Genomic DNA, 25,332 nt, shown 5'->3' on the forward strand with positions numbered 1-25,332 from the left:
ATTGGAATATAGAGAACTCAAAGTCAATCTACCGAAAGAACTATCTGACAGTTTTTATGAGCTGTTGGATTCGCTCCAATGCGTAGGTTATTATGAAATTTTGTTTGATGGGGAAGCTCCCAAAGAAAAAGACCAAGGTCTCATTAGGGACAATACAAATATTCGAATCTATTTACAAACAGATGAGATCGATAAAGAATTAAAGATCCTTATCTTTTTAAAGATCCATGCACCAAACAATTCGAATGCTGAATCACGAAATATTGAAACTCGTGATTACGAAGAAGCCTATAAAGAATATTACAAACCATTCCCCATTGGCAAAAAACTTTGGGTGATTCCCACATGGGAAAAAAACGAACCAGAGACCATAAAACTTTGGCAACCAAATGGCGGGATTCCTCTGTTTATCAATCCTGGTGTCGCCTTTGGAACGGGCCATCATGAAACCACCAAACTAATATTAGAGCATTTGGATGAGCTGTATGACCTGGGTGAGTTTCCTTTTTTATCCGCTTGCGATGTAGGAACAGGATCAGGCATTCTTTCGATTGGCCTGGCGAAATTTGGAGTCTCTAAAATTTTTGCTTTGGATATTGATCCCAATGCAGTGAAGGCCGCTTGGTCCAACTGGACTGAAAATGAATACCCTAAGGGCTTTCAATTCAGTGTCGAAGAATCGGGAATTGACAATCCTAAGTTATCCAATACAAAATATGATTTGGCGATTGCCAATATCACATACGCAGTATTATCGCAGAACATCCGTCACCTGGCAAAAATAGAAGCACCTCGTATTATTTTTTCAGGAATCATCACAGACAAAAAGGATCAATTCCTTGGTTTATTACAAAGCCACCTACCAGGAAAACTTCTCTACTCTAAAGAATGGAATGAATGGTGGGTTTTGGACTGGTTACGCAATTAGTCCTTATTTAAATACTTTATCAAACTAACTTGATTGCCGCGATCGTTGTATTCAATTCGATTGAATACAGATTTTGTCATAAGAATTCCACGCCCATGTTGTTGGTGTGCTTCATTCATTTCCTCGATCGTTTTTTCCATCTGTTTTTTATGATCGAATCCACGGCCTTCATCGGTGATACGGTAAGCCACATACTCTCTTGTGAAAGAATATTCAATTTTTACTCTCTTTTGGCTATATCTTGGATCTTCTTGTCGTTTTTGTAAAAACTCTAGATAATTGCCTTCTAAAAGAGCCTTGGACTTCTCTTCAAAGCTGATATTCAAATTTCCATGTTCTACCGCATTGATAATAATTTCACGGATCGATGATCTAACTTCCGTTTGCTCCACATTGGAAAGGTACTTTGCAAGTTGCGAGGTGATTTTCTGAGATACGAGTTCTGCATTTCTCAAATAATTATTCATAGAAAGTTCAATTTTTTCTGATTCGATAAGTTGGATGATAGTATCCTCATTTTGGGAAGACATGGTTACAAGTACTTCCCTGGTTTCATCGAAGTCGATGTACTGTAGTCTACAATACATTTCTTTGGGTTCCTTTACATACTTTTGTTCGAATTCCGTTTTGAAATTCACAATAGAACCTGTCATTTTTAGATCGGTAAGTTTATCATTCACATACATGACATTATAGTCAGAACTTTGATCGCGGCCAGTGTATAGGAACTCTGTGATTTTTTTTCCACGTAAATCATCCAACCGAAATCCCATGTGTTTGGAAAGGGCTCTGTTTGCATTGATGATTTCGAAATTTTCGTTCATCATAAGAATGACTTCATCTGAACCTTGGAAAATTTCTCGAAAACGTTTTTCTGACTCTTCAATCTTTAATTTGGCATGAGACAATTCTCTAATATGTTCCCGAAGGCTACGGGTTAGGAAGTTGATTCGATCTGCAAGTCCCAGGGATAACAAAATGGTTTGTAAGGCGGTACCAATTTGGATGGTCCAACGAGTGATTTGATTGTCTGGCAAAAACCCCAAACTCTTCAATGAATACAAAACTACACCCAAAAGAAAAAAAGACCACGAAATTAAATAATAACGTGCTGTTCTCACATTGGTAAAGTATGTGGAAGTACCACTAAAGACCATAATCAGAGCCGATGGAACAGTAAGTAAAATCGAAATGATCATGGCAATTCGATAATGCAAAAAGAAAGTAATCCCAGAGAAGAGAAAGAGAATTCCCGCCCAAACCCACATCAATTTAGAAATCTTTGGCAAATGTTTTTTTAAACTGAGATAGTTGTTGGTAAAAGAGATTCCTGCAATACAGGAAACACAAATAAAGAATGGAAGCGAATAATTTCCCCAGAAAATCCAATTGGGCCAAAGGTATTGAAATGCAAACCCGTTGTTAATTAGGTGGAAGAAAAAAATGGAACTGATAAAAAATAGATAAAAAAGATAACTTTTTTCATAAGTAAAGATATAGATGAAAAAGTTATAGGCGATCATTACAAATAAAATTCCGTAAAATAATCCAAAAATCATCTGCTCTTTGTTTAGTTGGTCATAAAACTCTCGTTCAGTCCAGATGACAAGAGTTAGTGGAACTGTAGACTCGGATTGGATTCGCAAATAATAAATGGAAACAGATCCTGGAAGGGTTTCTAAAGGAAAAACAGGATTTCGATAATCCAGATTCCTTTCCGAAAACGGATGGATATCCCCCAGATTGCGAATCAAAGTTTTGGGTAAAGAGTTTCCGTAAATTTGAACCTCATCCAAAAGAGGAAAATCATACACCAAATTCCAACGAATCAAATCTTCGGTAGGATTTTTTACTTCGAAACGAACCCAAAAAGTAGATTTGGTAAAACCCAAATTGGGGGAAGGGATTTTTCGAAATTGAGAATCTAAGGACCCACTAGTAATACTTTTTTCTGAAAGGGATTGGTCCTTGTCCTCCAAAACAAAGACTTCTTGCCAGATAGGTTTACCTAGGACTTGGGTATGAAGGGAAATCGCAGATTCCGATAACAAAATCCCTGGCAAAAATACGAGAAGGATAAGAAAAAAATATTTTACATGCCGGAAAAACAAAGGTAATGATCTCCCAATTCGCTTAAAAAGACAAAGTTACTAAATTGCATTTTTCTAATTTTTCTAGCCTTTTTTGTTTCTAATGTTAAAATAGGGGAAAGTTCTATGAATCGAAAACGTTTCCTACAAAAGATAAGTGCTGTTACCTTAGGCGCAGGGTTGATCCTCCCTAAAAAATCATTCGGACAAACCACAACAACGACGATAGCGGAAATCAAACCGAAGTTTAGCAGTGGCAAAAAAGCCATTGTTCTTGGCGGTGGACTCTCTGGTCTCTACTCTGCCTATCTATTAAAACAAACTGGTTATGATGTCACCATCATTGAACGCGGGGATAAGTTGGGTGGTCGGATTGCCACCTACGAAAACCCCGAACTTGGAATCTTACAAGATTTAGGTGGTGAGTGGATCGGCGAAGGTCAATCAGATATTAAAAGTCTGGTAAAACAATTAAACTTGGATTTGGTATCTTCCAATATTGCCGAACGTTTTTCACTTCAAAAATCTAATAGTGATCTATTAAAAATTTCAGCCTCTTCCATTGACACCTTAGACAAAGTCATCGATCTGCATAAGTCTTTAGGTAATACACAAAAACAAGGTTTAGATAAAATCAACTTTTCATCTTATGCGCGTTACCAAGGTTTAACAGAAGAAGAAATTCGTTCCATGAACGATCTTTATCGAGTGATCCTCGGAGCCGATCTCAATCAAATCTCCAGCGAATCTGTATTAGATGATCTTTCTGCTCTACAATCGGCTCTCAAACCCAAGTTCCAAGTACGTGGAGGGGCGGAACGAATTATTAAAGAACTCGCAAACTCCCTTCGAAACCAGGAATTGATTTTAGGGGAAACTGTCACAAAAGTCTCTCAACAAAAGAACCAAGTCACTGTAGACTTATCTTCAGGAAGATCTGTGAAAGGAAGTTTGATCATTTGTTCCCTTCCTGCTGCGGCAGTTCTGGATATTAAATGGACACCGGGGCTTCCGAAAGATTTGATTTACTCTGCATTACGGATGCAAACAGGAAAAATTTCCAAAAACTTAAGTTTGGTAAAATCAAAAGAGTCATTATCAAAACTCTTTCTTTCGACTAACACAGCCGCAGAAACTTTGTATGTGTCAGAATCTGCCATTGGATCCACTATAACGGCCGTTACTTCTATTTCTACAGGCGATCGAGCTTCTTTATTTGAAAAAGGAAGTGATCGTCAGAAAAAAAATCTAATGACAGCTTCTCTGGAAGAAGTTGGTGATTTAGAATTGATAGTCGAATCCCCATTTGTATTCCATAGTTTCCAAAAAACCACTGGACGCGCAGGATTTGTTTCCTTATTCCCACCTGGAAGTTTTGGAATTAAAGATGTTTGGGCAGAACCTTTTGAAAGAGTATTTTTTGCAGGAGAACATTTGGCTTTCCATACAGGAAGTATGGACTCAGCTGTTGCCTCCGCAATCCAAGCCGTCAGCAAAACGTAAATCTATTTAATTTTTAATCCGAAGAGAAACCGAAGAAGTTTTATCTTTCGGATTAAAAATTCATACAAGATAAAACTGACACAGATTACAAGAAGGATATGGGAAATAAATTTTAACCATATCCCCCACTCCATATCCCTCACCCAATAAGCATAAAACAATGATATAGGATGGTGGACCAAGTAGATAGGAAGACTAGCTTCAATTATATAGGACCCCAACTTTCCATCTTTGTTTCCAAACGATTGAAATAGCGAAACAAGGAAACTTGTCCATAAAAACGGGGCAAGAACCCATAAAAATATATGTAGAGCCCTCACCCAAACATTCACATACTGAAAGTAAATCCAAAGTGGATCTTCAATTTCCAATTCCTTAAAGACTAAATAAACGAACACAGCCCAAACAAATACAGCCAATATTTTATACCTGGAATGGCCTTTGGGTAAAAGAATACTTCTCCAATGAAAACAAAAAACTCCCGAAAGAAAAAAGGAAAATTGGAATATAAAGGTAAGTTTAAAAATCCCGTAATAGGATTCTCCTTTGGAAACTTGAGTATGGCATAGAAAAACAAAAAGAAAACAAAAACTAACAAGCGCTACATACCTCAAGAATCCTCTTGGAATTTGATCCCAAAGTTTCATCGTAAAAAAAGATTTGGGGATCAAACTATATAAGATACTAAAACAAAACAAATCTACAAGAAACCAAATATGAGAGTGTTGGAAATGATCCTTGGTGAAAAAATAATCGAAAAAGGGAATGATTTCCAACCGAGGAGTTTTGATCTTTTCAGTAAGATAGTATTGGATGGGTGCAAGAAAAAGCAGTCCAAAGATTGTAGGAATAAGGACTCGTTTAAACCTTGCTTCCAAATAAAAACTTCTCCCTTTTTTTTCCCAAACCATTGCAGAAAAAAAACCGGAAATCATGTAAAACATGGGCATCCGATAACTATGGATCCAATAACAAAAATAAGAAAGAACCTCACTACGATCCTCGTCCTGGATGGCGTATTTGATATCCGTGGCATAAACAATGGCTGCATGGAATACAATTCCGAGTAAAAGGGCAAAGGATCTTAAATTGTCTAGGTAAACGAGTCTTCCCATTCCTCCATCTTTTTCTTGACGAAGAGAAAAAAACAGATTTTTTTAAACTATGACGGATACACCTTCCGATTCGTTTTTTTCCGATGTTAGCGATGAAGAAATTGCTCGGGAAAGAAGGAAAGCCAAAGAACTAAAAAACAGCGCCTGGTGGAAAAACAAACGTTCTTCTGGAATCTGCCATTATTGTGGGAAAAAATTCAAAGTAGAAGAAATCACAATGGACCACCTAATTCCCCTTATTCGAGGTGGAAAGTCTGTGAAAGGTAATTTAGTTCCCGCTTGTAAAGAGTGTAATTTTAAGAAAAAACATAGTCTTCCTTTTGAGAAGGAGTTCTTTTCCTAATGGACATGAAAGATTTGGGATTCCAAGGGGATGACTTTCTTCCCAGTCGGGCCACCGAAGAAATCGATCTCGTAGACGAGAAGGGAAACAGTTACCAATGGGAAGTGTTTTACTCCTTTTCACAAATGGGAAATGACTACCTTGTTTTCCTACCCGCCACAGAACAAGAGTTCCAGTTTGTCAATGTAGAGATAGATGATCCAGATTCCGATGTTCCCGGATACATTGTGATGCGAATTGGTCAAGACGAGTCTGGGGAAGAAATCTTAGAAGAGATCTTAGATGAGGATGAACTAGAAGAAATTCGCGAATATGTAGAGGATGAAATTGGTCTTTTGGGACAATTTCTTAACCGGGAGGAATGACAAGAGTTTCCCCTTTACTTACCACTTCCGATTTCTGATTGGTCCAAACAATTTTCATTTTTACAGCCTTAAGCCGTTCCACTTTTTCCACAACCTCCACCAAACAAGTGATTGTATCTCCAAAATAAACAGGTTTTCTAAATTTGGTTGTGGTTTCTAAAGCAACAGTCCCAAGACCAGGTAACTTCATTCCAAGAACGGGTGCGAGCAGTGATGCGGCAAGCCCCCCATGTGCAATCCTTGTTCCAAAACTTGTAGTTTTTGCATATTCTTCATCTACATGCAGAGGATTAAAATCACCACTGATACCAGCAAACAAATACACATCAGTTTCAGTGATTGTTTTTGTAAAGGATGCGGAATCTCCAATTTGGATTTCTAAAAAACTTTTACCCTTTTGATACATTCAAATCGTCCTTAGGAATTACTTTTTTGGGTGAGAAGGCAAAATGATAGAACACACCTTCGTTGGGCGAGGATGAACACTCCACCTCACGACCGTTCATCTGACTGCATAGGGAAAATATAACGGATAATCCGATGGATTCTGCCTTTCGATAATTCAGTTCCGGTGGAAAACCAACACCATTGTCCCTGTATTTTAATTCGTAATTGAATTTATCAGTAACTATAAAATCTATTTTAATCAAAGCATCTGTTTTACCACCAACAAAAGCATGTCGAAAACTATTAGTTAACATTTCCGTGATCATAAGCCCCATCGGAATCGCATCCACGATGTTAAATTCTAATTGTTGAATATCCAATTCAATGAGGATATCTGTCCTCATATACATAAGTTTTATGTTTTCCACAAGACTTGTGATATAGTCTACAGAGCTTAGGCCTGATAAGTTTTTGCTACTATATAGTTTTTCGTGAACGAGTGCAATCGCTTTGATACGAACAATACTCTGTTCTAAAATATCAGCCGTTTCTGGGGGAGAAGAATAAACTTGAAGTTGTAAAAAAGAAATAACAACGGCCAAGTTATTTTTCACACGGTGGTGAACTTCTGTGAGTAAGGTTTCGTTTTCTCGCAAAGATTGTTCGAGTTTGGATTGGTTTTCCATATAACTAGTCATATCCGTTATGACTGCCACTGCCTTATTGGCACTTCCCTCTTTGGTTGGAATGAAGAGTCGATGTTCCAAAGCCCATTTAATTTTACCATCCAACCTACGGATTCGATACAAAAGACCTGTGTGGTTTTCTCGCAGTTGGTTCATCCAGATATTGGTCATTCGTTCTCTATCGGATTCGTGGACACGTTCGATTAAAAGTTCAGGATGTGTGTGAATATCCTTTGTTGGAATATCAAAAAGCCTGGAGACTTGTTCACTTAAAAAATCAATTTTCCAAGTATCTAAATTGAATACGATGACAGCGTCTTCAATTCGTTCCAAAATGACTTGGAAAAGTTGGTCAGACTCGATTTTTTCAAATAACACACGTTTTTGTCTTTGTAATTCTCGAACCAAAAGAACAAAAATAATCACTGCAGATACAGTTACAAATCCCCATCCTTTAAGACTTTGAATTTCACGGATATCCTCGGGTGATTGGAAAATAAGAGAGATTGTATAATCTGAAAAATATATCCAGACATAGCCGAATAACAAATAGAAAAATGCTATTCGGCCAGCCGCTTTCATTGATTACAAAAGTTCCTGAAGAGATTGGAAGCGAGTATGCACTATTTCTTCAATAGAATTCCCCAATTGGGAATAATGTTCCCACAATCGGGTGAGTTCGGAAGGAACATAGTTTGAAAGTCTACTGAAGGACATAAGATACTTCCCCACAAGATAATACGAAAGTAACTTTCGATCCATCAATTTTTCATCGAGAGAATAGTATTCTGAAGATTTATGTGTATCGATTTCCGACAAAGAAAGAATTACAAAAATGGACAAAACGTCTGCAAAGGCAAATTCAACCGATTGTAACTTTTTACGATTAGGTTCTGTATCCATAGCAAGGATAATATCGAAGAGTACATTTTGAATTTTATCGGTGAGTGTTGACTCTTTTTCCAATTTTGCGAATTCTTTTTGAAACTTCTCTTTTCCTGAATATAAGGAAGAAATGATAGACCTTTGGATTTCGCTTGTTCCTCCACCGATAGTTCCCAACTTCACATCTCGGTAAAATCGTTCTACGGAATACTCTTTCATGTATCCATAACCACCAAAGAGTTGGACAGAATCCTTGGCCACATCCTCTGCAATTTCTGAAGTAATGAGTTTTCCCAGACTGCTTTCCAGGGGTGAGGGAACACCACGATCTTTTCGTTCTGCCACCCAATAAATTAACCTTCTGGCAGCTTGGATGTAGACCCAGTTCCGAACCAAAATATCACGCATCCCATAAAAACTAGAAATGGGTTTTCCAAATTGCACTCTTTCGTTGGCATAACGAAGGCCTTTACGAAAACAAAATTCCATGGCACCCGCAAGACCCGCAACAAATACAGTGCGTTCCCATTCCAAGGTTTCTTTACCAATTCGCATAAATCCCGTATTCATGGGACCAAGCAGATTTTCTTTGGGAATGACCATATCTTCAAACACGAGTTCTGCGGTCATAGAAGTATGGTGTCCTAATTTTTTTAAGATCTTACTTACTTTAAAACCAGGTGTATTACTTTCTACGATGAAAGCAGAGATCCCCATTGGCCCTCTTCCTTTTTCGGAAGTTCTCGCCATAACAACAAACACCTGTCCTACGGGACCATTGGTGATGTACATTTTTGTTCCGTTTAATTTCCATCCTCCTTCTACCTCTTCTGCTTTTGTTAATAGCGAGGCGGCATCAGATCCGGAAGCAGGTTCTGTTAACGCAAATCCTGCCATCCATTCCCCTGTAGAAAGTTTAGGAAGGTATTTGGATTTTTGTTCTTTGGTTCCTTGGAAAATAATAGGCATAGTGCCTATTACTAAATGGGCAACCCAGGAAAGTCCCATTCCCCCATCCAAACTTCCTGATGCAAACGCATCTGTTGCAATCGAACATTGTAAACAACTAGCACCTTCCCCACCATATTCCGATGGGATCGTGAGTCCAGTGAGACCAGCTTTGCTAAATTCTTTCCATAAATCGTCTGACCAAATTTCTTTTTCGTCCCTTTCTTCTGCAGAGGGAAATACTTTGTCTTCCGAAAATTGGAATACTGTATTGTAAAAACTTCTTTCCTCCTCATTCAGATAGGGATTCAGTTTCGGGTGTATCATTGGTAAATTCCTTCAATTTGTTTTGAGAATACATCCGAAATGACATTTCGTTTCATTTTTAAAGTTCGTGTCATTTCGGTATCGGGATCAAAGGGACGAGGAACCACATAATAATTATTAGCTGGTATCATCTCAAAACCTTTGAATCCGTTTTCGCGAGAAATAATGCGTGAAATTTCTGCTCGGTACAATTCCCGAACCTTGGGATGAAGATTCCATTCCCCTGCTTTTTCCTTGGAAATTCCTGGAATTTTTGCTTCTACTGCTTCAAAATTTGGAACAATGAGTGCACCAAGTGTTTTTTTATCATGACCTACCACCATCACTTGGTCAATGAAGGGAGAAGTAAGAAGTTTGTCTTCTATAGGGATAGGTTCGACGTTTTCTCCACCAATCAGAGCAATGGTATCTTTCGAACGACCAGCAAATACCAGTTCGTTCCTGTGGGAGATAAACATAAGGTCTCCCGTATCAAAAAATCCTTCTGAATCAAAAACCACTTGGTTTAGTTCAGGACGTTTGTAATAACCTTTTAAGATTTGTTTGGATTTGATCCAAAGAGTTCCCTTGGCACCAACAGAGGTCACCACCTTACCTGTGTCATCTTTCAAACGGATTTGATAACCATCAATGGGAATCCCCACAGTACCTTTGGTTGGTTTGGTATTGGAACGAATGGAAACAACCGCAGAAGTTTCGGTCATCCCATACCCTTCTAAAACTTTCAGTCCAATCGCGGACAAAAATTCATCTACAACACTGGGAAGGGCCGATCCTGCCGATATACAAATACGAATTCTACCACCTAACGCTTTATGGATGGCAGAAAATATTTTGATGCTTAGTAGTTTTAATGGAGACAGTAGTGCCAAAATAACAAGGGCATAGGTTCTTTTGACAAGAGAAACCGAGAGATTGGCTTTTTGGATTTCGAATTCAAATCCAAAACATATTGCATAGTAATGGGCCCAAGTAGACCCTACTTTCAAAAAGAAATGGAATAATTTTTCTTTAAACCCACCTTCTTTGGCAACTTTGGCGATAATCCCATTATAAACCGATTCCCAAATCCGAGGGACGGAAGGAAAAATCGTTGGACGAAAGTCCCTTAGATCATCTTTTAAAGAAGACATATTCGAAACTAAAAAATCAAGCCCAAGAAAAACTCCTGCATATTCAATGGCTCTTTCAAATGCATGCCAAGGAGGAAGTAAACTCACGGCATTATCGTTCGAATTCATATCCAAACGGGAAATGGTATTTTGAATGGCGGTGATCCAACCTTTTTGAGACAACATCACACCTTTGGGATTACCAGTAGTTCCAGAGGTATAAATCAAAGTAGCCAGAGCATCAGGATCTGTTTGTTTGATCCTTTCCTCTAACGTCTGTTTACCGTTATGATTCCATCTATCTTTCCCTCTTTTTACGATGGAAAGAATCGAATTTTCCCCTTCAAACAATTCCCCTTGGTCTGTTTCTAAAATAAAAATTTGTTTTAAATGGGGAAGTTCACCTAACAAATCATCGATTCGTTTTTTATCTTTTGGTTTCTGGACCACAAGGTATTTGGCTTCCGAATGGTTTAAGATATAAAGAATCTCTTCCCGAACAATGTCTGTCCCCCTGGGAACCACGACTGCCCCAGAAGTGAGGATGGCCATATCAGTACGAAGCCAATTGACAGTGGCATCACAGAAAAATCCAATCCGGTCTCCCACTTCGACACCGAGATCGATAAAACCCAAAGTCAAGTGGTCGACAAACTGTTTCAAATCTCCAAAACTGATCCCAGGGAATTCGCTGGCCGATTTTCTCTTGCGAAAGGAAACTTTGTTCGGGAGAGTTTCTGCGACGTGGGCCAATGCTTGGTAGAGGTTTTCGTAGTTTTGGATCATGGGGTTTGCCTTTTCATATAGAATCTTTACAGAAATGTAGGATGGATAAAAAACCACTGTTCGTTTTTTGCAAGTTTTTTCTTTTTTTTGACAAACTTTTCAGAAAGGTAGGGCATAACTATGTTCTTTTGGATACATGATGGGCGCATTTTGCCTAATCCGCCGGCCACTTATGCGGATCGGGTCCACAAAATCCATCCGGGGGGGAAATCTGCCCCCATTTCTAGTGAAGGAGAGGAATCCTCTCCTCCCTCCACAGCCTCTTTTTTACACCGTTCCCCCGGAGATGTGTATAAAGAATCCGCCGGCCAAACCGAAAAAACGGTCTACTTCCTGCATGAGATCATGTCGACTCCTGCGATCACACAAAAGTCCACAGAAACGATTGCCAACTGTTTGGATTTTATGTTGGAAAAAGGAATCCGCCATCTCCCGATCACCGATGAATCCGGCTCCCTTGTGGGTTTTGTTTCTGATCGGGACATTCTCGAAAAAAGTAAATCCTATGAAAGAGATTGGCCTGTTTCCGACATCATGATCAAACGCGTATTAGTTGGCTCTCCGGGATCGGAAATTAGAGGGGTCACCCAAGTCCTATTAGAAGAAAGAATTGGATGTATTCCTGTGGTAAATGACGATAATCAACCTATTGGTATGATCACAAGGTCGGATTTACTTCGTTTGTTACTGAAGTATCCAAATTTGAATATCATCGCTTAAGGGAGTTGTATGGCCTGGGATTTACTGGTTCTTATTTTATATTTTCTCATCGTTTTTTATTTTGGATTTCATTTTGCTAAGAATAACGAGAAAGAAGAAGACTTCTATCTCGCTAAAAAAGAGATCCACTGGATCTTTCTTTTATTGTCCCTTGTCGCAACAGAAACCTCTAGTTTAACTTTTTTAAGCATTCCCTCCTTATCTTTCAAAGGGGACTACCGGTTTCTAGAAATTGCAATCGGATATGTGATCGGAAGAACTATCGTTGCTTTGTATCTATTGCCATCTTATTTTTCGGGAAATACCATTTCCGTTTACGAGTATGTAGGAAATCGTTTTGGGAAATCTCCACAAAAAACAATCTCATTTGTATTTACTATTTCCAGACTACTCGGAGATGGAATCCGGTTGTATGTCAGTTCTTTACCGATCGCCTTTCTTTTAGAAAGGATGGGCCTAAACCTTTCGCCTGATATTTTAGGAATGATTGCACTAACAACACTCAGCATCGTCACCATCATCTACTCTGTTGTTGGTGGATTTCGTGCGATTGTATTTACTGATGTGCTCCAATGGTTTATTTATATCTTTGGTGGATTTTTTGCTTTGGGACTACTCCTCTATAAACTGAATATTCCGATTGCAACGGGAGTTACCGAACTTCATAACCTCGGCAAATGGAATTTATTTATTTTCGACTATCTTCCGTCAGGTGATAATAGTTATTTCATCGTATTTGCATTGATTGGTGGTGCTTTTATTTCGATTGGCTCTCATGGGACAGACCTAATGCTTGTTCAGCGAGTAATCGCTACAAAAAATTTAGTTTCTGGCCAAAAAATTCTTATTGGAAGTGGGATTGTTGTCCTCTTTCAATTTATCTTATTTCTCCTCATTGGATCTCTTCTTTATCTTTTTTATGCCGGACAAACCATGGCACCAGACAAAGTGTTTAGCCAATTCATAGTGAATGAAGTTCCCTCTCCACTCCTAGGGATCCTAATCGCAGCCATCCTTGCCAGTGCCATGTCCACCCTGAGCTCTACCATCAATTCTCTCTCTCACCTGGGCCCGCGATTGGGGGATGGACCGATGGTTTAGTCCCCGTTTCCTTTCGCTTTTTTTTGGAGTCACTCTTTTTGTTTCAAGCCTCGTTCCCTATTTTCTCATCCAAACCTGGGAAAAAGGGCTATTAGAGATGGGGCTCACCATATTTTCCTACACACTTGGGCCGTCGATTGCGGTTTTCTTTTTAGCTAAAGGGAAGGCAGATTTACCAGTATCCGGCCTTGCTTTTTCAGGATTTTTTCTCATAAGCATTCTTCTTACGGTTGCTCTTGGCCTGGGTTTCCAAATTGCCTTTACCCTTCTCATTCCTATCGGTTTTGGAATCCAAATCTTTCTTGTACAAATTTCTCGTGTTTTGTTTAAAAAAAATTGACAGGAATGTATGCGTATGGTCGTCTAAAAGTTAACCATGAAATCATCTGCTAACATTCAGTTACTACTCCTCCTCGAACTTTTATAGATCGAGGGAGAACGTGCTGTGTGACAAAGCCCACTCCCAACCGGGAAGTGGGCTTTTTTTATTTTTGGTCCTCCTTCCGGTGGTAGTGGCAGCGGATTCGGAGGAACTATGAAACCAAACCAAATTAAAATCCAAGACGTTACCTTACGGGACGGAAACCAAGCTTTACGTAGACCCTGGACCTTAGAGGAAAAAATCGAAGTCTTTGATTTGCTTGTCGAATTGAATGTCGATGGAATCGAAGTGGGTTTTCCCTCTTCCAATGAAACAGAGTTTGTGGCAAGTAAGACTCTCGCCAAACGAGCACCAGTCGGAATTCCCATCGCAGGATTGTCGAGAGCCAACGAAACAGAAATTGCGAGAACTTGGGAAGCCATCCAATATGCAAACAAACCCCGAATGCATATCGTTTATCCCGTCAGTGATTTTTCCATCCGCCATGTTTTGAAAATTTCTGAAAGTGAAGTGATTCAAAAAATTCAAAACTCTGTTTCCTTTGCCAGATCCATCGTCGGACCTGATGTAGAAATTCAATTCTCCGGGGAACATTTTGGAGATGCTATTGAAAACTTTGCTTTTACTAAAGATGCGTTTCTTACAGCGATTGATGCCGGTGCCAATATCATCAACTTACCTAATACAGTGGAACGATACCGGCCCATGGTATTTGTAAATATGGTGAAGGATATGAAAGACTTTATTGGTAATAGGGCCAAAGTTTCTGTGCATACCCACAATGATTTAGGAATGGCAACTGCCACTTCTGTGGAATGTGCTTATGTGGGTGCTGAACAAATTGAAGTGGCTTTGAATGGACTTGGAGAAAGAGCAGGTAATACTAACTTGTATGAAACTGCTATCGCCTTACACCAAAATGGTGAATCTTTGGGAATTAACTTCCAAAGAATTTATCCCACTGCCAAACGAATTGCAGAGATGACAGGCATTCCGATTGGAGAAAAGGCACCAATTATTGGCGAAGATATCTTTTCACATCGCTCAGGTATCCATCAGGATGGTGTTGCCAAGACCATAAAACAAACCAAAGGTGCTTACCGAACTTTTTCTCCCGAATTTGTTGGTAGAAATGATTCCGAAACTATCTCCTTTACCAACCAATCGGGACATCGTGCCATTCAATTTTTATTGGAAAAACGAGGGATCGCCGTTCCAAACGAAGAAATCCATAGATTGTTTGAAAAAGCCAAGGCGATTTCTTCCAAAGAGAACAATCGAGAAATCACCGAAGCAGAGTTAGTGGATTTAGCGAGTCGTTTCATGGTTGCCTCCTGAACACGGAGGCCTTTCGTCCAGAGAATCTTTTATGTGATTCCACTCGAATCATTGACAAAACTTTGTCAATCTGCCATAATTTCGTTTGGTTTTTCTGGAGGTATTCATGGCAGACACTCTCATCAAACAGGCGAGAATTTTTGACGGTAGCACAAATCCATCTTTTGTCGGTGATGTGAGAATTAGGGATGGGGTGGTTCAATCCATCTCTAAATCAGAACTTAGCCCTAACTCTGGGGAAACGGTGGTCGATGCTAAAGGCCTTTGGCTAACCCCTGGGTTTATAGACTTTCATACTCATTACGATGCTGAGATCGAAATGGCACCAGATCTATCAGAGTCGGTTCGCCACGGGATTACAACCATCTCCCTAGGAAGTTGCTCTTTAAGTTTAGCCATCGGTGACCCAACTGATTTGGCTGATATGTTTAGTCGTGTGGAAGCCATTCCAAGAAAGAATGTTTTATCCATCCTTGAGAGTAAAAAAAATTGGAACTCTGCCTCTGAATATAAAAAACATTTAAACAATATGCCACTCGGACCCAACGTAACTTCGTTTGCAGGTCACTCTGCCATTCGTGCTCACGTGATGGGCCTCGAACGATCTCTTACCAAAGGAGAAGTTCCCACAAAACAAGAGTTAGAAAAAATGAACAAACACCTGGAAGAAGCATTGGACGCAGGTTTTATGGGTCTTTCTATCAATACTCTTGTTTGGGATAAAATGGATGGATCTAGATTTAGATCACGCCCTCTTCCCTCTACTTTTGCAAATTGGAGTGAATACCAATACCTCAACAAAACATTGAGAAAAAGAGGAAAGGTCTTCCAAGGTGTTCCCAATGTTTCGACAAAAATTAATGTTCTTATGTTCTTAAAGGAAGCCTTTGGTCTCTTTCGTAAACCTCTAAAAACCACAATCATTTCGTTAATGGATGTTAAATTTGATCCAGGTTTGTATAAATTACTCGGGGTCATTGGTCGCATCACAAACACAATCTTTAAGTCGGACTTTAAGTTCCAAGCACTTCCTGAACCTTTTGATTTGTATGCCGATGGAATGGATGTAGTTGTCTTTGAAGAATTTGCAGCTGGAGCTAAGGCAAATCATATTGAAGATGAGTTGGAAAGAAAACAATTAATGAAGGATCCAACTTACCGTTCCTGGTTCAAACGCCAATGGACTAATTGGTTTTTGCCTCGTGTTTTCCATAGAAACTTTCGCGAAACAAAGATTGTGGACGCTCCCGACAAATCTTTAATTGGAAAATCCATCGATGATGTTGCCAAAGAAAGAGGAGTTCATTCCGTCACTGCTTTCTTAGATTTAGTTGCCGAACACGGAAACAAAGTTCGCTGGTATACAGTAATGGCAAACCATAGAAAGGAACCTCTACAAAAAATCGTTTCCTATCCAGACATCCTTATCGGATTCTCTGATGCCGGTGCTCACTTACGTGGAATGGCTCATTACAACTTTCCTCTTCGTATGTTAAAATTAGTAAGAGATGCTGAGTTGGAACAAAAACCATTTATGACTTTAGAAAGGGCAGTCAATCGTCTAACAGGAGAAATTGGAGATTGGTTTGGTATCGATGCAGGTTATATCAAAGAAGGAAAAAGAGCCGATTTAGTTTTGATTGATCCAACCAAACTCGACGACTCACTCGCAAAAGACATAGAAGCTCCCATGCCTTTTATGGAAGACTTCAAACGTTGGGTCAGACGTAACGATGACACAATCAAAAAAGTCTACATCAACGGCAAACTTGCCATTGATCAGGGAAAACCAGTCAATTCCTTAGGAAAAGAAAAAGGTTATGGTAGCTTTTTAGAATCGAGAATCGGCACTTAAAAAAGATTTGCGGTTGGATACTGAGTGAGCTAATCTCAGTATCCAACATGAAAATTGCAAAAGAAATACTCAGTCCCCTACTACTTCTTAGCCTTTCTCTATTTTTAATCCAATGTTCCTCTTCCAAAACAATGGAAAGGGAAAGGCCCATGAGTCGGTATTCTGGGGGGGCAGAAGATTATACACCTTCCGTTTCTGCGCCATCACCTAAAACAGAAAATACACCCAGTGAATTAAAAATCCAAAAAAGAATGATGGTGTATTCCGTGAACGTCAATTTACAATCAAAAGAAATTGAATCCAAAGTCACAGAAATCATTAAACTTGCTGAGACTTATGGAGGTTATGCGCTGCAGTATAGTTCCAACGGAGTAGTTCAACTAAAGATTCCTGCGGAGAAATTAAAGCAGTTTTTATTCACCCTAAAAAACCAATCGCAAAACTATTCTGAAGATGTCTCTGCAAAAGATGTAACAGAAGATTATACCGATACAGAAATTCGGATGGAGAATGCACTGAAAATGCGTGTTCGACTTTTAGATATTTTAAAAACGGCAAAAACTGTGGAAGAAATCTTAAAAGTAGAAGCAGAACTAAATAAAGTTTCAGAATCCATCGAAAGATGGGAAGGAAGATTAAAATACTTATCGAGCGCCGTGCAACTATCTTCTGTCCAAGTGCAGGTTCTTCAAAAATGGGAACCGGTAGTCCAAAAAGAATACAAACCAGGACCTTTAGGTTATCCTTTTTACTACCTCTATCTCGGACTTGGAAAAGTAAAAGATGGTCTTATATGGATGTTTGTCCAAGAAATTCCTAAAGAAAAAACAGAAATCCCTGATTGAGTAAAATTCAAATTTTTCCGCTAAACTGAAAAGGGCGCTTAATAAAGATTATCCTTTTATTAAGCGCTCAGCAGATGCGATCATCTGCGATTTCATTCGTTCAATCACCTTTCGATCTTTGGTTAGGGCATACAACCGGAGGCCACCAAGATAACTCATATACAACTCATAACTTAAAGATTTAACAAGTTCTTGGCGCAAATTTGGCGCAAATTTCAAAATGCAGGTTTCTACCGTATCCAATACATGGTGGACGGCTTTGTTTCTGTAGGAATCAAATTGACTCAAGTGCGAAATCTCACCTGAAAAAAGAGCTATCGGGCAATCTTTCCTGGAAGTGTTCCTCTGGTTTCTGACAATAAAATTGACCCATTTCTCGATGAAGTCAGACATTCCATTTGCTTTTGCCAATACCTTTAACATAACAACTCTTTGTTGTTCAGAAAGATAGTTTAGATATTCAAATCCAATATCATCTTTTGATTTAAAATGATCATACAGAGTTTTTTTATAAGCTCCGGCCTTATCTAAGATCTCTGCAATTCCTGTTGCTTGGAAACCTTTTTCACGAAACAACGCAAAGGAACTTTCTAAAATTTTTTGTTTGGGTTTCAAAATGAATATCCTCCTATTGTTTCTTGAAATTATTTTTAATTAGAATCATTGTTACTGTACCGCAGGACCGCATTTCCAATTTTGTCTTTGATCTCAGACCGCCAAACCAATTTTCCTTCTTTTACCTGAATCCGAAGAGATCCATAGTTTTCCTCTCGAAATGCAGACCCAAGTTTGTATTCTGAATCATATTCCAATGGCAAAAATGGCAAAGGCAAATTGAGAGAACTCGAAGTAACTTCAATTAACTTTCGACTTTCCGATAATGGATATTCGTATATTTCTGCAATATGTCTGTCCCCCGAAAGAATGACTAAGTCGGAAGTTTTCGCAGAACTTAAAAGTCGGAAAAGACGATCTCTTTCTTTGGGGAAGTTTCCCCATTTCTCAAACGGTTGTTCTATGGGAATGACTTGGATTCCAGAAACAAAAACGAGTAAGTCAGAGGGTTTGTCCAATTCTTCTGCCAACCACTTCCACTGTTCTTCACCAAGAATTGTGGCCTCCTCTGCTTCATTCGGACGGTATTGGCTTTTCCCTGTAAAATAAGACCAAAACTTCCTTTTTAGAGGAGAGCGAAAAAACCTAGTGTCCGGAATCACAATATGAATTTTTTTCTCTTTCAACTTAAGCCAATAGGAATGAAAAATCCCCTTTCCCTCTTTGGTTCCAAAACTTTGCCCTTGGGGCATTAAAGATCCCACTTGAGAAATAAAAATTTCGCGGCTCTTTTCTTTATCTAAATATTCGCCACCACTATCATTGATTCCGTAATCATGATCATCCCAGGTCGCAAGGATTTGTGACTGAGAACGAATGGCCTTCCACTCGGGCCGAGCGAATTGTTTTTGGTAAGCGGGAATCTTTTCTGTAGCAACCAAACTATCTGCGTATATATTATCACCTAACAAAAGGATGAGGTCGAAAGGTTCCTTTTCCCACTGAGTTAAAACAGGACTTTCTTTGTCTTAGTGAAGACAAGATCCAAAACCGATATGTAAACTTTCTGTATCCTTTCCCTCAATCGGGAATTGAAACAAAACCACAAACAGGAGTGATAAAAAAAAGGAAAAAAACGGAGAATATAGTTTCATAGAGGATTCACTAAAAATTTCAGAAAATGCTTCTAAATTTTGTGGATTTTTTTTCTTTTCGTCAATCGGAAATCACTTAGCTGCTCTCATATTGAACCTATATGGTGACATCGGATTCGAATACCGACTGTTATTTCGAATTACTTCTTTACTATAGATATTACGATAGGTATAGGTACGCAGATGCCAAGGTTGGTCCCAGCGCTGATAGGAACTGCTATAAAGTATTACATCTTGGTAATAACTTTCGTTCACATGCAATGAATATGCATAACCAACAATCTGCCAATTCACAGGGAAAAAATCTCCCGCCACTTCCACTTCTGTTTCCCGATACATATCCCGACCGGATCGCCTATCCCCGATGGCACAAGGTTCCATCCGACTGGGAACCGGCCCTTCCATAAGAACCAGGCACTCTGAATTGTATCCATGTTTTTCAGCATAGGTCAATTGTTGGTGAGGCCGATATTGATATGTTTGATAAAATCCCTTCAAATACGTTTTTTTATCTACAGCCGTACATTGGGGGAATAACAATAATCCAAACAAAATAATTAGGATTAACAACCGCGATAGAATGATTTTATGAACATAAAGAATCATATACGGTCTCACCGCGAATACTGAATCGAAGGGATTTTTCCCGGAAGACTTTGTTGCATGGATTGGCGTAGAATATTTTCCTTTAAGGAACGCAGAAGTAACAAAATCCCAACTAGATGTTTCATACGAACATCCTAGTGCTAAACTAACAGAAATGCTATGGGAGGTTCCCGCAATTGCGGAAACTACCTAGAACCAAAGGAAACTTTCGTGAAAAATCTTACGAAAGAATCCTTTTTATACAACTAACTTAAATTTTTCGAAGATTGATGCGGTAGGGAGTGATATTTGAAGTTACAGCTCTTCCTTGGCACTGGTAATCGGAAGGATTCACAAGTCCTGTCGATTGCAAAGAATAAGACTTCCCCACTTCCAAAACAACTTGTTTAGCACCCGTTGCCGATGAAACAAAGAGTTCGGTATTTCCCTCTTTTAACGACACAAGAAAATCAAATCGACTCGAATTACAACTGGAAGATGTAAGGGTTTGTTTTCCTGAAGATCCGGTCACTTCATAGGTCCCACTGGTTTGGACCGTGATCGACCCACTAACAGACTGGATACTACAGATAGAAATGGAGCCATTGACATTAAATGGTGAATTTGCATTTTCATTGGTCAGGTATTGGCAGGAAGGAGTGACTAAAATGGAAAGCACAACCGCATCGGCCAAGGGATCTCCCGTGAGTTTTGTGCCAGGGATAAGGCCATCCTCTTTCTGATTCGAACAACTCCAAAAAAGGAGGGACAGGATAGGGAAACACACCAAATATTTTAACATACAAAAACCTACTTATTGTTTTCTAAGTGGGTTCAAATTCTGATTGTTTGGTTCTCATTTTTAAGAAAAGGGGCGCCTCGAATCTGTTTGGTGTATAAGGATTTTTTTTCCAAACGACCGCGCTTTTCGCTCCAATCTTTCCCATCCGTATACCAACAAAGATTTCCTCCTGATTCGGAAAGGATTTCCGCTGCAATCGCTGGCGCAATGAATTCCTTTTTACATTTAAATTCTGACTGCTCAATTCCATCTCAAACAATAAACATAATATATTTCAGTTTGCAAAAGTTTTGTTTAAAACGGAAGTAGGAAGAAAGAGGCTATCGTATGAAATTAAATAAAGAATGGCATAAAGAACATAAAATGCCCAAAAATGCTTCCTTTGAAGAACGTGTCCATTGGCATCTCGAACACCAAAAACATTGTAAGTGTGCCCCCATTCCTAAAAAGCTCGCAGAACAAATGAAGGAAAAGGGAATCAAAACATAGGGCACTTTTCTAATTCCAATTATACTCATGAATCTTTGGTATCAAGGATTTAGAGAATTCAATAAGTCCTTGCTCTCTTTAGCTAACACTCATAATATCAGTGGAATCGGAAATTTTGAGGAAAAAAAATTACCATGCCCGCAAAAAATTTACAAACATCGACTAAGATTCGCTTACTTTCTCCTCCTCATTTTTAGTTTCCTCTTTTTTTGTAAACTTCCCGAACTAAACAATCATTCCGACTGGATAAACTTTTTCCACCATCTTTCCATTAGGTTGGGTTCTCGAATTTTGACAATTTGTCCAAATTTAGGAGTGAGTAAATCGATTTTATAGATCTCAGCCTGTTTTTCTAGAGATTCAGCTGGTTCATACCAACTATGCAGTGATAGGTTAAACATTCCCCAGTGTACGGGCACTAGCCTTTTCCCTTTTAAATCAAGATGAGCCTTTGCTGTTTGTTCTGGTAAAACATGCACCGCTTCCCACATCGGGTTGTACTGACCATTTTCAATGAATGTTAAATCAAAAGGTCCAAACTTATCACCTATGTTTTTAAAGTGAACATCATAACCAGAGTCCCCGCTAAAATAAAATCGTTCTTTTTGTCCGATTACAGTCCAAGAAGACCACAATGTTTTATTACCATTCATACCCCGCCTTCCTGAAAAATGTTGGGCCGGAGTACAAACAATTTTTATTTTACCGACCTCAATGGGTTCCCACCAGTCAAGCTCTGTTAGACGATCCTCTGGAACACCCCATTCTTTTAAATGAGATATAACTCCCAAAGGAGTAATAAATTTTGTATTTGTGTTTTTAAAAAACTCAATGGTTGGCATATCGAGATGATCATAATGGTCATGAGATATAATGATATAATCAATGGGAGGTAATTCTTCCAATTTGACAACGGCATCTTGAAACCGTTTCACCATAAAACTAAAAGGCGCGGCCGATTCTGAAAATACAGGATCAAAAAATAATATTTTTCCTTCGATATTCACAAGAAAGGTAGAATGACCAAACCATATAAATTTGATGCTTTCATCTGGTTTTAAAAACTCAGCAAAATCCGGTTTTTCTTCAGGAAGTTTCACATCTGGTTTTTGGTTTTTATCACCACCAAAAAAGAATTTAAAAGCTAGAGAAAAGAAGTTTTGGCCTTCTCGCATTTTTTCCAGAACGTCAGGTCTGCGATTTACAAACTGTTCCCGAGTTTTGTCAAAGTGCGTTGAGGATTTGATTTTCTCAAGGTGGGCTCCATGAGGATCTTTTCCGAAAGCTTTGCAATGGAATTGTACAAATGAAAATAAGATCAGTAAAGAAAGGGCTAAATTTTTCAATAGATTCCTGCCGAAAGGTTGTCTTTTTAGACTGGCCAGCACCACAAAATCTCTGAATTGTTTCGTAATTTATTCGATTCCAGCTTATTGGAAATTCTTTTTCGGGCATTTTTCACTTTTCCAAGGTAACCGATTTTCCCTCTGTTTTTTGTGCCAGAAACCAGTTTTCGTCATTCTGTTGAAACTTTCAAATAGTTGCATTTTTAAGTAACCTTAGCAACTGTTTGTTTATGAGAAACATAATTATTCTAATATTCTACTTTTTTGTTTTTGCAAAGTCGGTAAAATCGCAAGAAAAAATTGAAGAAGTCACTCCAGAAACAAAAGAACGGTCCCCCCAAACTGTTGGCAAAAGTGGAGACAGATATGGAGTGTTTAACCTTAGAAAAAAAAATGGCCCCAACTATATATCTCTCTATCCAGGTGTAACCTATGGTTTTTCTGAAATGATCATCAAATCACAGTTAGGTAGGGCAGATATGGCCGCAGATCTAAGCATAGAAAAAAACATAGATTTTCTAATGGATTTAAAATCTGTTGATTTTCAGATTTCTGAAAACTTCGGATTCACTATCCTTGGAAGAGCCAAACCTTTTCTCATTTCAAGGCAAAGATACGAAGGAGATTTATCATTTTTTGAATCAAGTTCTAATTCATCATCAGGCTCAAGCTCCAGCAGCTCAGGAAGTTCTGGATCCGGATCAGGATCCAGTTCTGCAGACACACAAATTTCCAATGAAGATATAGGAACTAGAGTATCAGGCAATTATACATTTATCGCCCCGGCTTTTTATATTGGCAAAGAAGGAATAGACCACGTAAGAATTGGTTTAGGTGTAGGTGGAGGTCGGATTCGTTTTTCAGGGAATGCAAATTTTCAAAACAGTTTTTTGGATATTTTGCCTTTGTCCTTCGGGAACAGACCAGGCGCTTTTGACAACTATGCAAACTTAGTGGGTAGAGTATCATTACTCAATGAACAGAATTTTACAGGTGACCCTGTTCGTTCCTTTCTGTTGGCAAATTTAGGCCAAGGTGAGAATTTACAAAACCTAGGTTTGTATATGGCGGCTAAGGGAGAAATTGATTTAAAAAACATAAATCACAATCAATTTTTTATTTCTTATTTAATGTTTCGAGATGCTTCCCTTATCGAATTATTGACCATCTCATCGATCAGCCGAGGTACAGTCTCCGCAAAACAAACGTATTTTGTTCCTGTTGTTCTATTTGTCGAGTATCCTACAAGTTTTGTAAATTTTCGACTAACGGTAATGTATTCCTCATTTAAAGCAGGAAACAATCATCACAGCTTTAATAGTTTAGAAATTGCTGCCTATTTACCAATAGATTTATAAAAAATTTATAAATCGTATACAATACTCAATACGAAACAATTTCTATCGAAAAAGGATTGGTTCCAGCAGTTACAGGAAATCCCGCCATAGGCCAAAGAGATCCATCGTCGCCTATGGTAAATCCAGAGACACTCCCACCTTCCGTATTGGAGGAATATAAAAACTTTCCTTTTGGGTCGATACTAAGACCAATGGGACTAAACCCCGACACAAAGGGAGACCCGCTTACAGGTGTTAATGCTCCATTGGTTAGCTGTATGGAATATGCAGAAATTGTTCCTTGGCCAGTGCCACTATTGGCAACATAGACAAAACGATTGAGTGGGTCCACGATGGCATACCCTGGCGCCACCCCTGCGGAAATACTCGTTTGGATGGTTAGAGCACCGGAGTTTTTATCTCTCAGAAACGGGAATACATCTTGTGAAAAATAATTGGCTCCATAAACAAACTGATCATTCGCAGAAATGGCAATGGAAAGATTATTCACATTGGTCTGGTAAAAATTTACAGAAGTTAGATTCCCATTCGCTGCATCTAGGTGAAACGCTTGCACACCAGCCATGTCTCCAGGCGCACTCGTGAGACCTGCATACAAATGTCTACCTTTAGAATCAAAAACCATTCGTCCCACAGCACCAGAAATGGGATTTGCCGTAACTGCAACAGGTGTTAAGCTAGAAAGGTTTCCTGAAGAATCAATCGCCATCCGATGGATTTCCTTCTGGCCTTCTGAACTGGCAAATAAGTATTTTCCATTGGGATCTAATGCCAAAGAATACGGAGTGGAAGAAAGAACCAAATCAGGATGGTTTAAAGATAGAGTTCCGTTCTCTGGATTGAGATTGAGTATGGAAACGGAAGTATTACCGATGTTGGCAACATACACTATGGTTCCAGTGGCATTGGTGACAGAATAACGAGGACGGTTTGTCAATTGAAACGGTGACCCAGTCACTTGTGAAATAGCACCAGTGTTTGGATCAATCTGAAACACATTGATGCTACTCGTTGCCGTGGACAATCCAACATTCGTAACGAGGATAAAACGAGGAATTTTGATTCGTGGGTTTCTAACGTGGGCGCCACAGAAATCTGTGTATTCACTAGCTCCTACAAGGACAACCAAGGTTTGTAGATAGGCAGAGGAATCGGGATCGCAGGCAGAATTAAATTCAGAACGCTGGCATTGAAAAAAAAACGCCATCATAAGCCCAATAGAAAGGATCTTTCTCAAGTTGTGTATCGATTGATCACGTATCAATCCTAAATTATCCTTTTTCACTATGCAGATATCCCTTTCTCATCCAAAGATCACAAACTTAAT

24 protein-coding genes are annotated in these 25,332 nt (G+C 39.0%); 12 read left to right on the forward strand and 12 right to left on the reverse strand.

Annotated features, from left to right (window positions below; translation table 11 throughout):
- Nucleotide 1 precedes the first annotated feature (1 nt).
- Nucleotides 2-928: a 50S ribosomal protein L11 methyltransferase gene (locus tag LEP1GSC195_RS08820; RefSeq protein ID WP_015682334.1), complete on the forward strand. Its 927-nt coding sequence runs from the start codon at nt 2-4 to the stop codon at nt 926-928.
- Here the strand turns inward: LEP1GSC195_RS08820 and LEP1GSC195_RS08825 are convergent.
- Nucleotides 925-3,039, reverse strand: coding sequence for a 7TM diverse intracellular signaling domain-containing protein (locus LEP1GSC195_RS08825; protein WP_015681649.1), 2,115 nt, complete (start codon nt 3,037-3,039; stop codon nt 925-927). The two genes, LEP1GSC195_RS08820 and LEP1GSC195_RS08825, sit on opposite strands and share 4 nt — an antisense overlap.
- A 105-nt stretch (nt 3,040-3,144) precedes the next feature.
- On the opposite strand from LEP1GSC195_RS08825, the gene LEP1GSC195_RS08830 reads away from it, so the two are divergent.
- Nucleotides 3,145-4,521, forward strand: a complete 1,377-nt coding sequence (locus LEP1GSC195_RS08830) for a flavin monoamine oxidase family protein (protein ID WP_015680930.1) — start codon at nt 3,145-3,147, stop codon at nt 4,519-4,521.
- 2 nt (nt 4,522-4,523) lie between these two features.
- On the opposite strand, the gene LEP1GSC195_RS08835 is transcribed toward LEP1GSC195_RS08830, so the two are convergent.
- Nucleotides 4,524-5,636 (reverse strand): acyltransferase family protein, encoded by a 1,113-nt coding sequence (locus tag LEP1GSC195_RS08835; protein WP_015681630.1) that lies wholly within the window; start codon nt 5,634-5,636, stop codon nt 4,524-4,526.
- A gap of 49 nt (nt 5,637-5,685) precedes the next feature.
- Here LEP1GSC195_RS08835 and LEP1GSC195_RS08840 point away from each other — a divergent pair, with 49 nt between their 5' ends.
- Nucleotides 5,686-5,979 carry an HNH endonuclease gene (locus tag LEP1GSC195_RS08840; RefSeq protein ID WP_015681959.1) on the forward strand — a complete coding sequence of 98 codons (294 nt, stop codon included), beginning with the start codon at nt 5,686-5,688 and terminating at the stop codon, nt 5,977-5,979.
- Nucleotides 5,979-6,344: a DUF1292 domain-containing protein gene (locus LEP1GSC195_RS08845; protein WP_015681267.1), complete on the forward strand. Its 366-nt coding sequence runs from the start codon at nt 5,979-5,981 to the stop codon at nt 6,342-6,344. The genes LEP1GSC195_RS08840 and LEP1GSC195_RS08845 overlap by 1 nt, the downstream gene beginning before the upstream one ends.
- Here LEP1GSC195_RS08845 and LEP1GSC195_RS08850 read toward each other — a convergent pair.
- Genes LEP1GSC195_RS08850 through LEP1GSC195_RS08865 form a run of 4 tightly spaced genes read right to left on the reverse strand, consistent with a single transcriptional unit; the run spans nt 6,328 to nt 11,475 of the window.
- Complete coding sequence (locus LEP1GSC195_RS08850; RefSeq protein ID WP_015680711.1) at nt 6,328-6,750, reverse strand: MaoC family dehydratase; 423 nt, start codon at nt 6,748-6,750, stop codon at nt 6,328-6,330. The two genes, LEP1GSC195_RS08845 and LEP1GSC195_RS08850, sit on opposite strands and share 17 nt — an antisense overlap.
- Nucleotides 6,734-7,999, reverse strand: a complete 1,266-nt coding sequence (locus LEP1GSC195_RS08855) for a sensor histidine kinase (protein ID WP_015681765.1) — start codon at nt 7,997-7,999, stop codon at nt 6,734-6,736. Before LEP1GSC195_RS08855 ends, LEP1GSC195_RS08850 begins: the two co-directional genes overlap by 17 nt.
- Nucleotides 8,000-8,002: 3 nt before the next feature.
- The gene (locus LEP1GSC195_RS08860) at nt 8,003-9,577 is read right to left on the reverse strand and encodes an acyl-CoA dehydrogenase family protein (protein ID WP_015680940.1); all 1,575 of its coding nucleotides are present in this window, start codon (nt 9,575-9,577) and stop codon (nt 8,003-8,005) included.
- Complete coding sequence (locus LEP1GSC195_RS08865; RefSeq protein WP_015682342.1) at nt 9,574-11,475, reverse strand: AMP-dependent synthetase/ligase; 1,902 nt, start codon at nt 11,473-11,475, stop codon at nt 9,574-9,576. Before LEP1GSC195_RS08865 ends, LEP1GSC195_RS08860 begins: the two co-directional genes overlap by 4 nt.
- 120 nt (nt 11,476-11,595) lie before the next feature.
- Between LEP1GSC195_RS08865 and LEP1GSC195_RS08870 the strand changes: the two genes are divergently transcribed.
- From LEP1GSC195_RS08870 to LEP1GSC195_RS08890, 6 genes are all read left to right on the forward strand, one after another.
- Nucleotides 11,596-12,195 (forward strand): CBS domain-containing protein, encoded by a 600-nt coding sequence (locus tag LEP1GSC195_RS08870; RefSeq protein WP_015680542.1) that lies wholly within the window; start codon nt 11,596-11,598, stop codon nt 12,193-12,195.
- Between the two features lie 9 nt (nt 12,196-12,204).
- Nucleotides 12,205-13,296: a sodium:solute symporter family transporter gene (locus LEP1GSC195_RS08875; RefSeq protein ID WP_015682396.1), complete on the forward strand. Its 1,092-nt coding sequence runs from the start codon at nt 12,205-12,207 to the stop codon at nt 13,294-13,296.
- Nucleotides 13,280-13,636 (forward strand): hypothetical protein, encoded by a 357-nt coding sequence (locus LEP1GSC195_RS19990; protein ID WP_015682625.1) that lies wholly within the window; start codon nt 13,280-13,282, stop codon nt 13,634-13,636. Before LEP1GSC195_RS08875 ends, LEP1GSC195_RS19990 begins: the two co-directional genes overlap by 17 nt.
- A 195-nt stretch (nt 13,637-13,831) precedes the next feature.
- On the forward strand, nt 13,832-15,016 hold the full coding sequence (gene leuA2 / locus LEP1GSC195_RS08880) for a 2-isopropylmalate synthase LeuA2 (RefSeq protein ID WP_015681430.1): 1,185 nt from the start codon (nt 13,832-13,834) through the stop codon (nt 15,014-15,016).
- 106 nt (nt 15,017-15,122) lie between these two features.
- Nucleotides 15,123-16,871 carry an N-acyl-D-amino-acid deacylase family protein gene (locus LEP1GSC195_RS08885; RefSeq protein ID WP_015680805.1) on the forward strand — a complete coding sequence of 583 codons (1,749 nt, stop codon included), beginning with the start codon at nt 15,123-15,125 and terminating at the stop codon, nt 16,869-16,871.
- A gap of 149 nt (nt 16,872-17,020) precedes the next feature.
- Nucleotides 17,021-17,716 (forward strand): DUF4349 domain-containing protein, encoded by a 696-nt coding sequence (locus tag LEP1GSC195_RS08890; RefSeq protein WP_408605937.1) that lies wholly within the window; start codon nt 17,021-17,023, stop codon nt 17,714-17,716.
- A gap of 48 nt (nt 17,717-17,764) precedes the next feature.
- Here LEP1GSC195_RS08890 and LEP1GSC195_RS08895 read toward each other — a convergent pair whose 3' ends face one another.
- The 4 genes from LEP1GSC195_RS08895 to LEP1GSC195_RS08910 all read right to left on the reverse strand — a co-directional run bounded on the left by LEP1GSC195_RS08895 (nt 17,765) and on the right by LEP1GSC195_RS08910 (nt 20,812).
- Nucleotides 17,765-18,331: a TetR/AcrR family transcriptional regulator gene (locus LEP1GSC195_RS08895; RefSeq protein ID WP_015681701.1), complete on the reverse strand. Its 567-nt coding sequence runs from the start codon at nt 18,329-18,331 to the stop codon at nt 17,765-17,767.
- 35 nt (nt 18,332-18,366) lie between these two features.
- Nucleotides 18,367-19,242 (reverse strand): alkaline phosphatase D family protein, encoded by an 876-nt coding sequence (locus LEP1GSC195_RS08900; RefSeq protein ID WP_015682778.1) that lies wholly within the window; start codon nt 19,240-19,242, stop codon nt 18,367-18,369.
- 255 nt (nt 19,243-19,497) lie between these two features.
- Nucleotides 19,498-20,031, reverse strand: a complete 534-nt coding sequence (locus LEP1GSC195_RS08905; protein WP_015680845.1) for a hypothetical protein — start codon at nt 20,029-20,031, stop codon at nt 19,498-19,500.
- A 250-nt stretch (nt 20,032-20,281) separates the two neighbouring features.
- On the reverse strand, nt 20,282-20,812 hold the full coding sequence (locus tag LEP1GSC195_RS08910) for a hypothetical protein (protein WP_015681170.1): 531 nt from the start codon (nt 20,810-20,812) through the stop codon (nt 20,282-20,284).
- Between the two features lie 327 nt (nt 20,813-21,139).
- On the opposite strand from LEP1GSC195_RS08910, the gene LEP1GSC195_RS19840 reads away from it, so the two are divergent.
- Nucleotides 21,140-21,301, forward strand: coding sequence for a hypothetical protein (locus LEP1GSC195_RS19840; protein ID WP_015680506.1), 162 nt, complete (start codon nt 21,140-21,142; stop codon nt 21,299-21,301).
- Nucleotides 21,302-21,534: 233 nt separating this feature from the next.
- Here LEP1GSC195_RS19840 and LEP1GSC195_RS08915 read toward each other — a convergent pair whose 3' ends face one another.
- Nucleotides 21,535-22,647 carry an MBL fold metallo-hydrolase gene (locus LEP1GSC195_RS08915; RefSeq protein ID WP_015681137.1) on the reverse strand — a complete coding sequence of 371 codons (1,113 nt, stop codon included), beginning with the start codon at nt 22,645-22,647 and terminating at the stop codon, nt 21,535-21,537.
- 230 nt (nt 22,648-22,877) lie between these two features.
- On the opposite strand from LEP1GSC195_RS08915, the gene LEP1GSC195_RS08920 reads away from it, so the two are divergent.
- A complete protein-coding gene (locus LEP1GSC195_RS08920) occupies nt 22,878-24,005 on the forward strand; it encodes a hypothetical protein (protein WP_015682775.1) in 1,128 nt (375 codons plus the stop codon).
- 25 nt (nt 24,006-24,030) lie between these two features.
- Here LEP1GSC195_RS08920 and LEP1GSC195_RS08925 read toward each other — a convergent pair whose 3' ends face one another.
- On the reverse strand, nt 24,031-25,269 hold the full coding sequence (locus tag LEP1GSC195_RS08925; protein ID WP_232227747.1) for a lactonase family protein: 1,239 nt from the start codon (nt 25,267-25,269) through the stop codon (nt 24,031-24,033).
- Between the last annotated feature and the right edge of the window lie 63 nt (nt 25,270-25,332).

Source organism: Leptospira wolbachii serovar Codice str. CDC, from assembly GCF_000332515.2.
Classification (GTDB): domain Bacteria; phylum Spirochaetota; class Leptospiria; order Leptospirales; family Leptospiraceae; genus Leptospira_A; species Leptospira_A wolbachii.

What these genes read in the sequence shown, in the direction of transcription:
- LEP1GSC195_RS08910 (WP_015681170.1), bottom strand. Translation starts at nt 20,812, where the DNA reads ATGTTAAAATATTTGGTGTGTTTCCCTATCCTGTCCCTCCTTTTTTGG.
- LEP1GSC195_RS08855 (WP_015681765.1), bottom strand. Translation starts at nt 7,999, where the DNA reads ATGAAAGCGGCTGGCCGAATAGCATTTTTCTATTTGTTATTCGGCTAT.
- leuA2 (WP_015681430.1), top strand. Translation starts at nt 13,832, where the DNA reads ATGAAACCAAACCAAATTAAAATCCAAGACGTTACCTTACGGGACGGA.
- LEP1GSC195_RS08840 (WP_015681959.1), top strand. Translation starts at nt 5,686, where the DNA reads ATGACGGATACACCTTCCGATTCGTTTTTTTCCGATGTTAGCGATGAA.
- LEP1GSC195_RS08835 (WP_015681630.1), bottom strand. Translation starts at nt 5,636, where the DNA reads ATGGGAAGACTCGTTTACCTAGACAATTTAAGATCCTTTGCCCTTTTA.
- LEP1GSC195_RS08845 (WP_015681267.1), top strand. Translation starts at nt 5,979, where the DNA reads ATGGACATGAAAGATTTGGGATTCCAAGGGGATGACTTTCTTCCCAGT.
- LEP1GSC195_RS19990 (WP_015682625.1), top strand. Translation starts at nt 13,280, where the DNA reads ATGGACCGATGGTTTAGTCCCCGTTTCCTTTCGCTTTTTTTTGGAGTC.
- LEP1GSC195_RS08865 (WP_015682342.1), bottom strand. Translation starts at nt 11,475, where the DNA reads ATGATCCAAAACTACGAAAACCTCTACCAAGCATTGGCCCACGTCGCA.
- LEP1GSC195_RS08850 (WP_015680711.1), bottom strand. Translation starts at nt 6,750, where the DNA reads ATGTATCAAAAGGGTAAAAGTTTTTTAGAAATCCAAATTGGAGATTCC.
- LEP1GSC195_RS08885 (WP_015680805.1), top strand. Translation starts at nt 15,123, where the DNA reads ATGGCAGACACTCTCATCAAACAGGCGAGAATTTTTGACGGTAGCACA.
- LEP1GSC195_RS08860 (WP_015680940.1), bottom strand. Translation starts at nt 9,577, where the DNA reads ATGATACACCCGAAACTGAATCCCTATCTGAATGAGGAGGAAAGAAGT.
- LEP1GSC195_RS08830 (WP_015680930.1), top strand. Translation starts at nt 3,145, where the DNA reads ATGAATCGAAAACGTTTCCTACAAAAGATAAGTGCTGTTACCTTAGGC.
- LEP1GSC195_RS08905 (WP_015680845.1), bottom strand. Translation starts at nt 20,031, where the DNA reads ATGATTCTTTATGTTCATAAAATCATTCTATCGCGGTTGTTAATCCTA.
- LEP1GSC195_RS08920 (WP_015682775.1), top strand. Translation starts at nt 22,878, where the DNA reads ATGAGAAACATAATTATTCTAATATTCTACTTTTTTGTTTTTGCAAAG.
- LEP1GSC195_RS19840 (WP_015680506.1), top strand. Translation starts at nt 21,140, where the DNA reads ATGAAATTAAATAAAGAATGGCATAAAGAACATAAAATGCCCAAAAAT.
- LEP1GSC195_RS08875 (WP_015682396.1), top strand. Translation starts at nt 12,205, where the DNA reads ATGGCCTGGGATTTACTGGTTCTTATTTTATATTTTCTCATCGTTTTT.
- LEP1GSC195_RS08890 (WP_408605937.1), top strand. Translation starts at nt 17,021, where the DNA reads ATGAGTCGGTATTCTGGGGGGGCAGAAGATTATACACCTTCCGTTTCT.
- LEP1GSC195_RS08870 (WP_015680542.1), top strand. Translation starts at nt 11,596, where the DNA reads ATGTTCTTTTGGATACATGATGGGCGCATTTTGCCTAATCCGCCGGCC.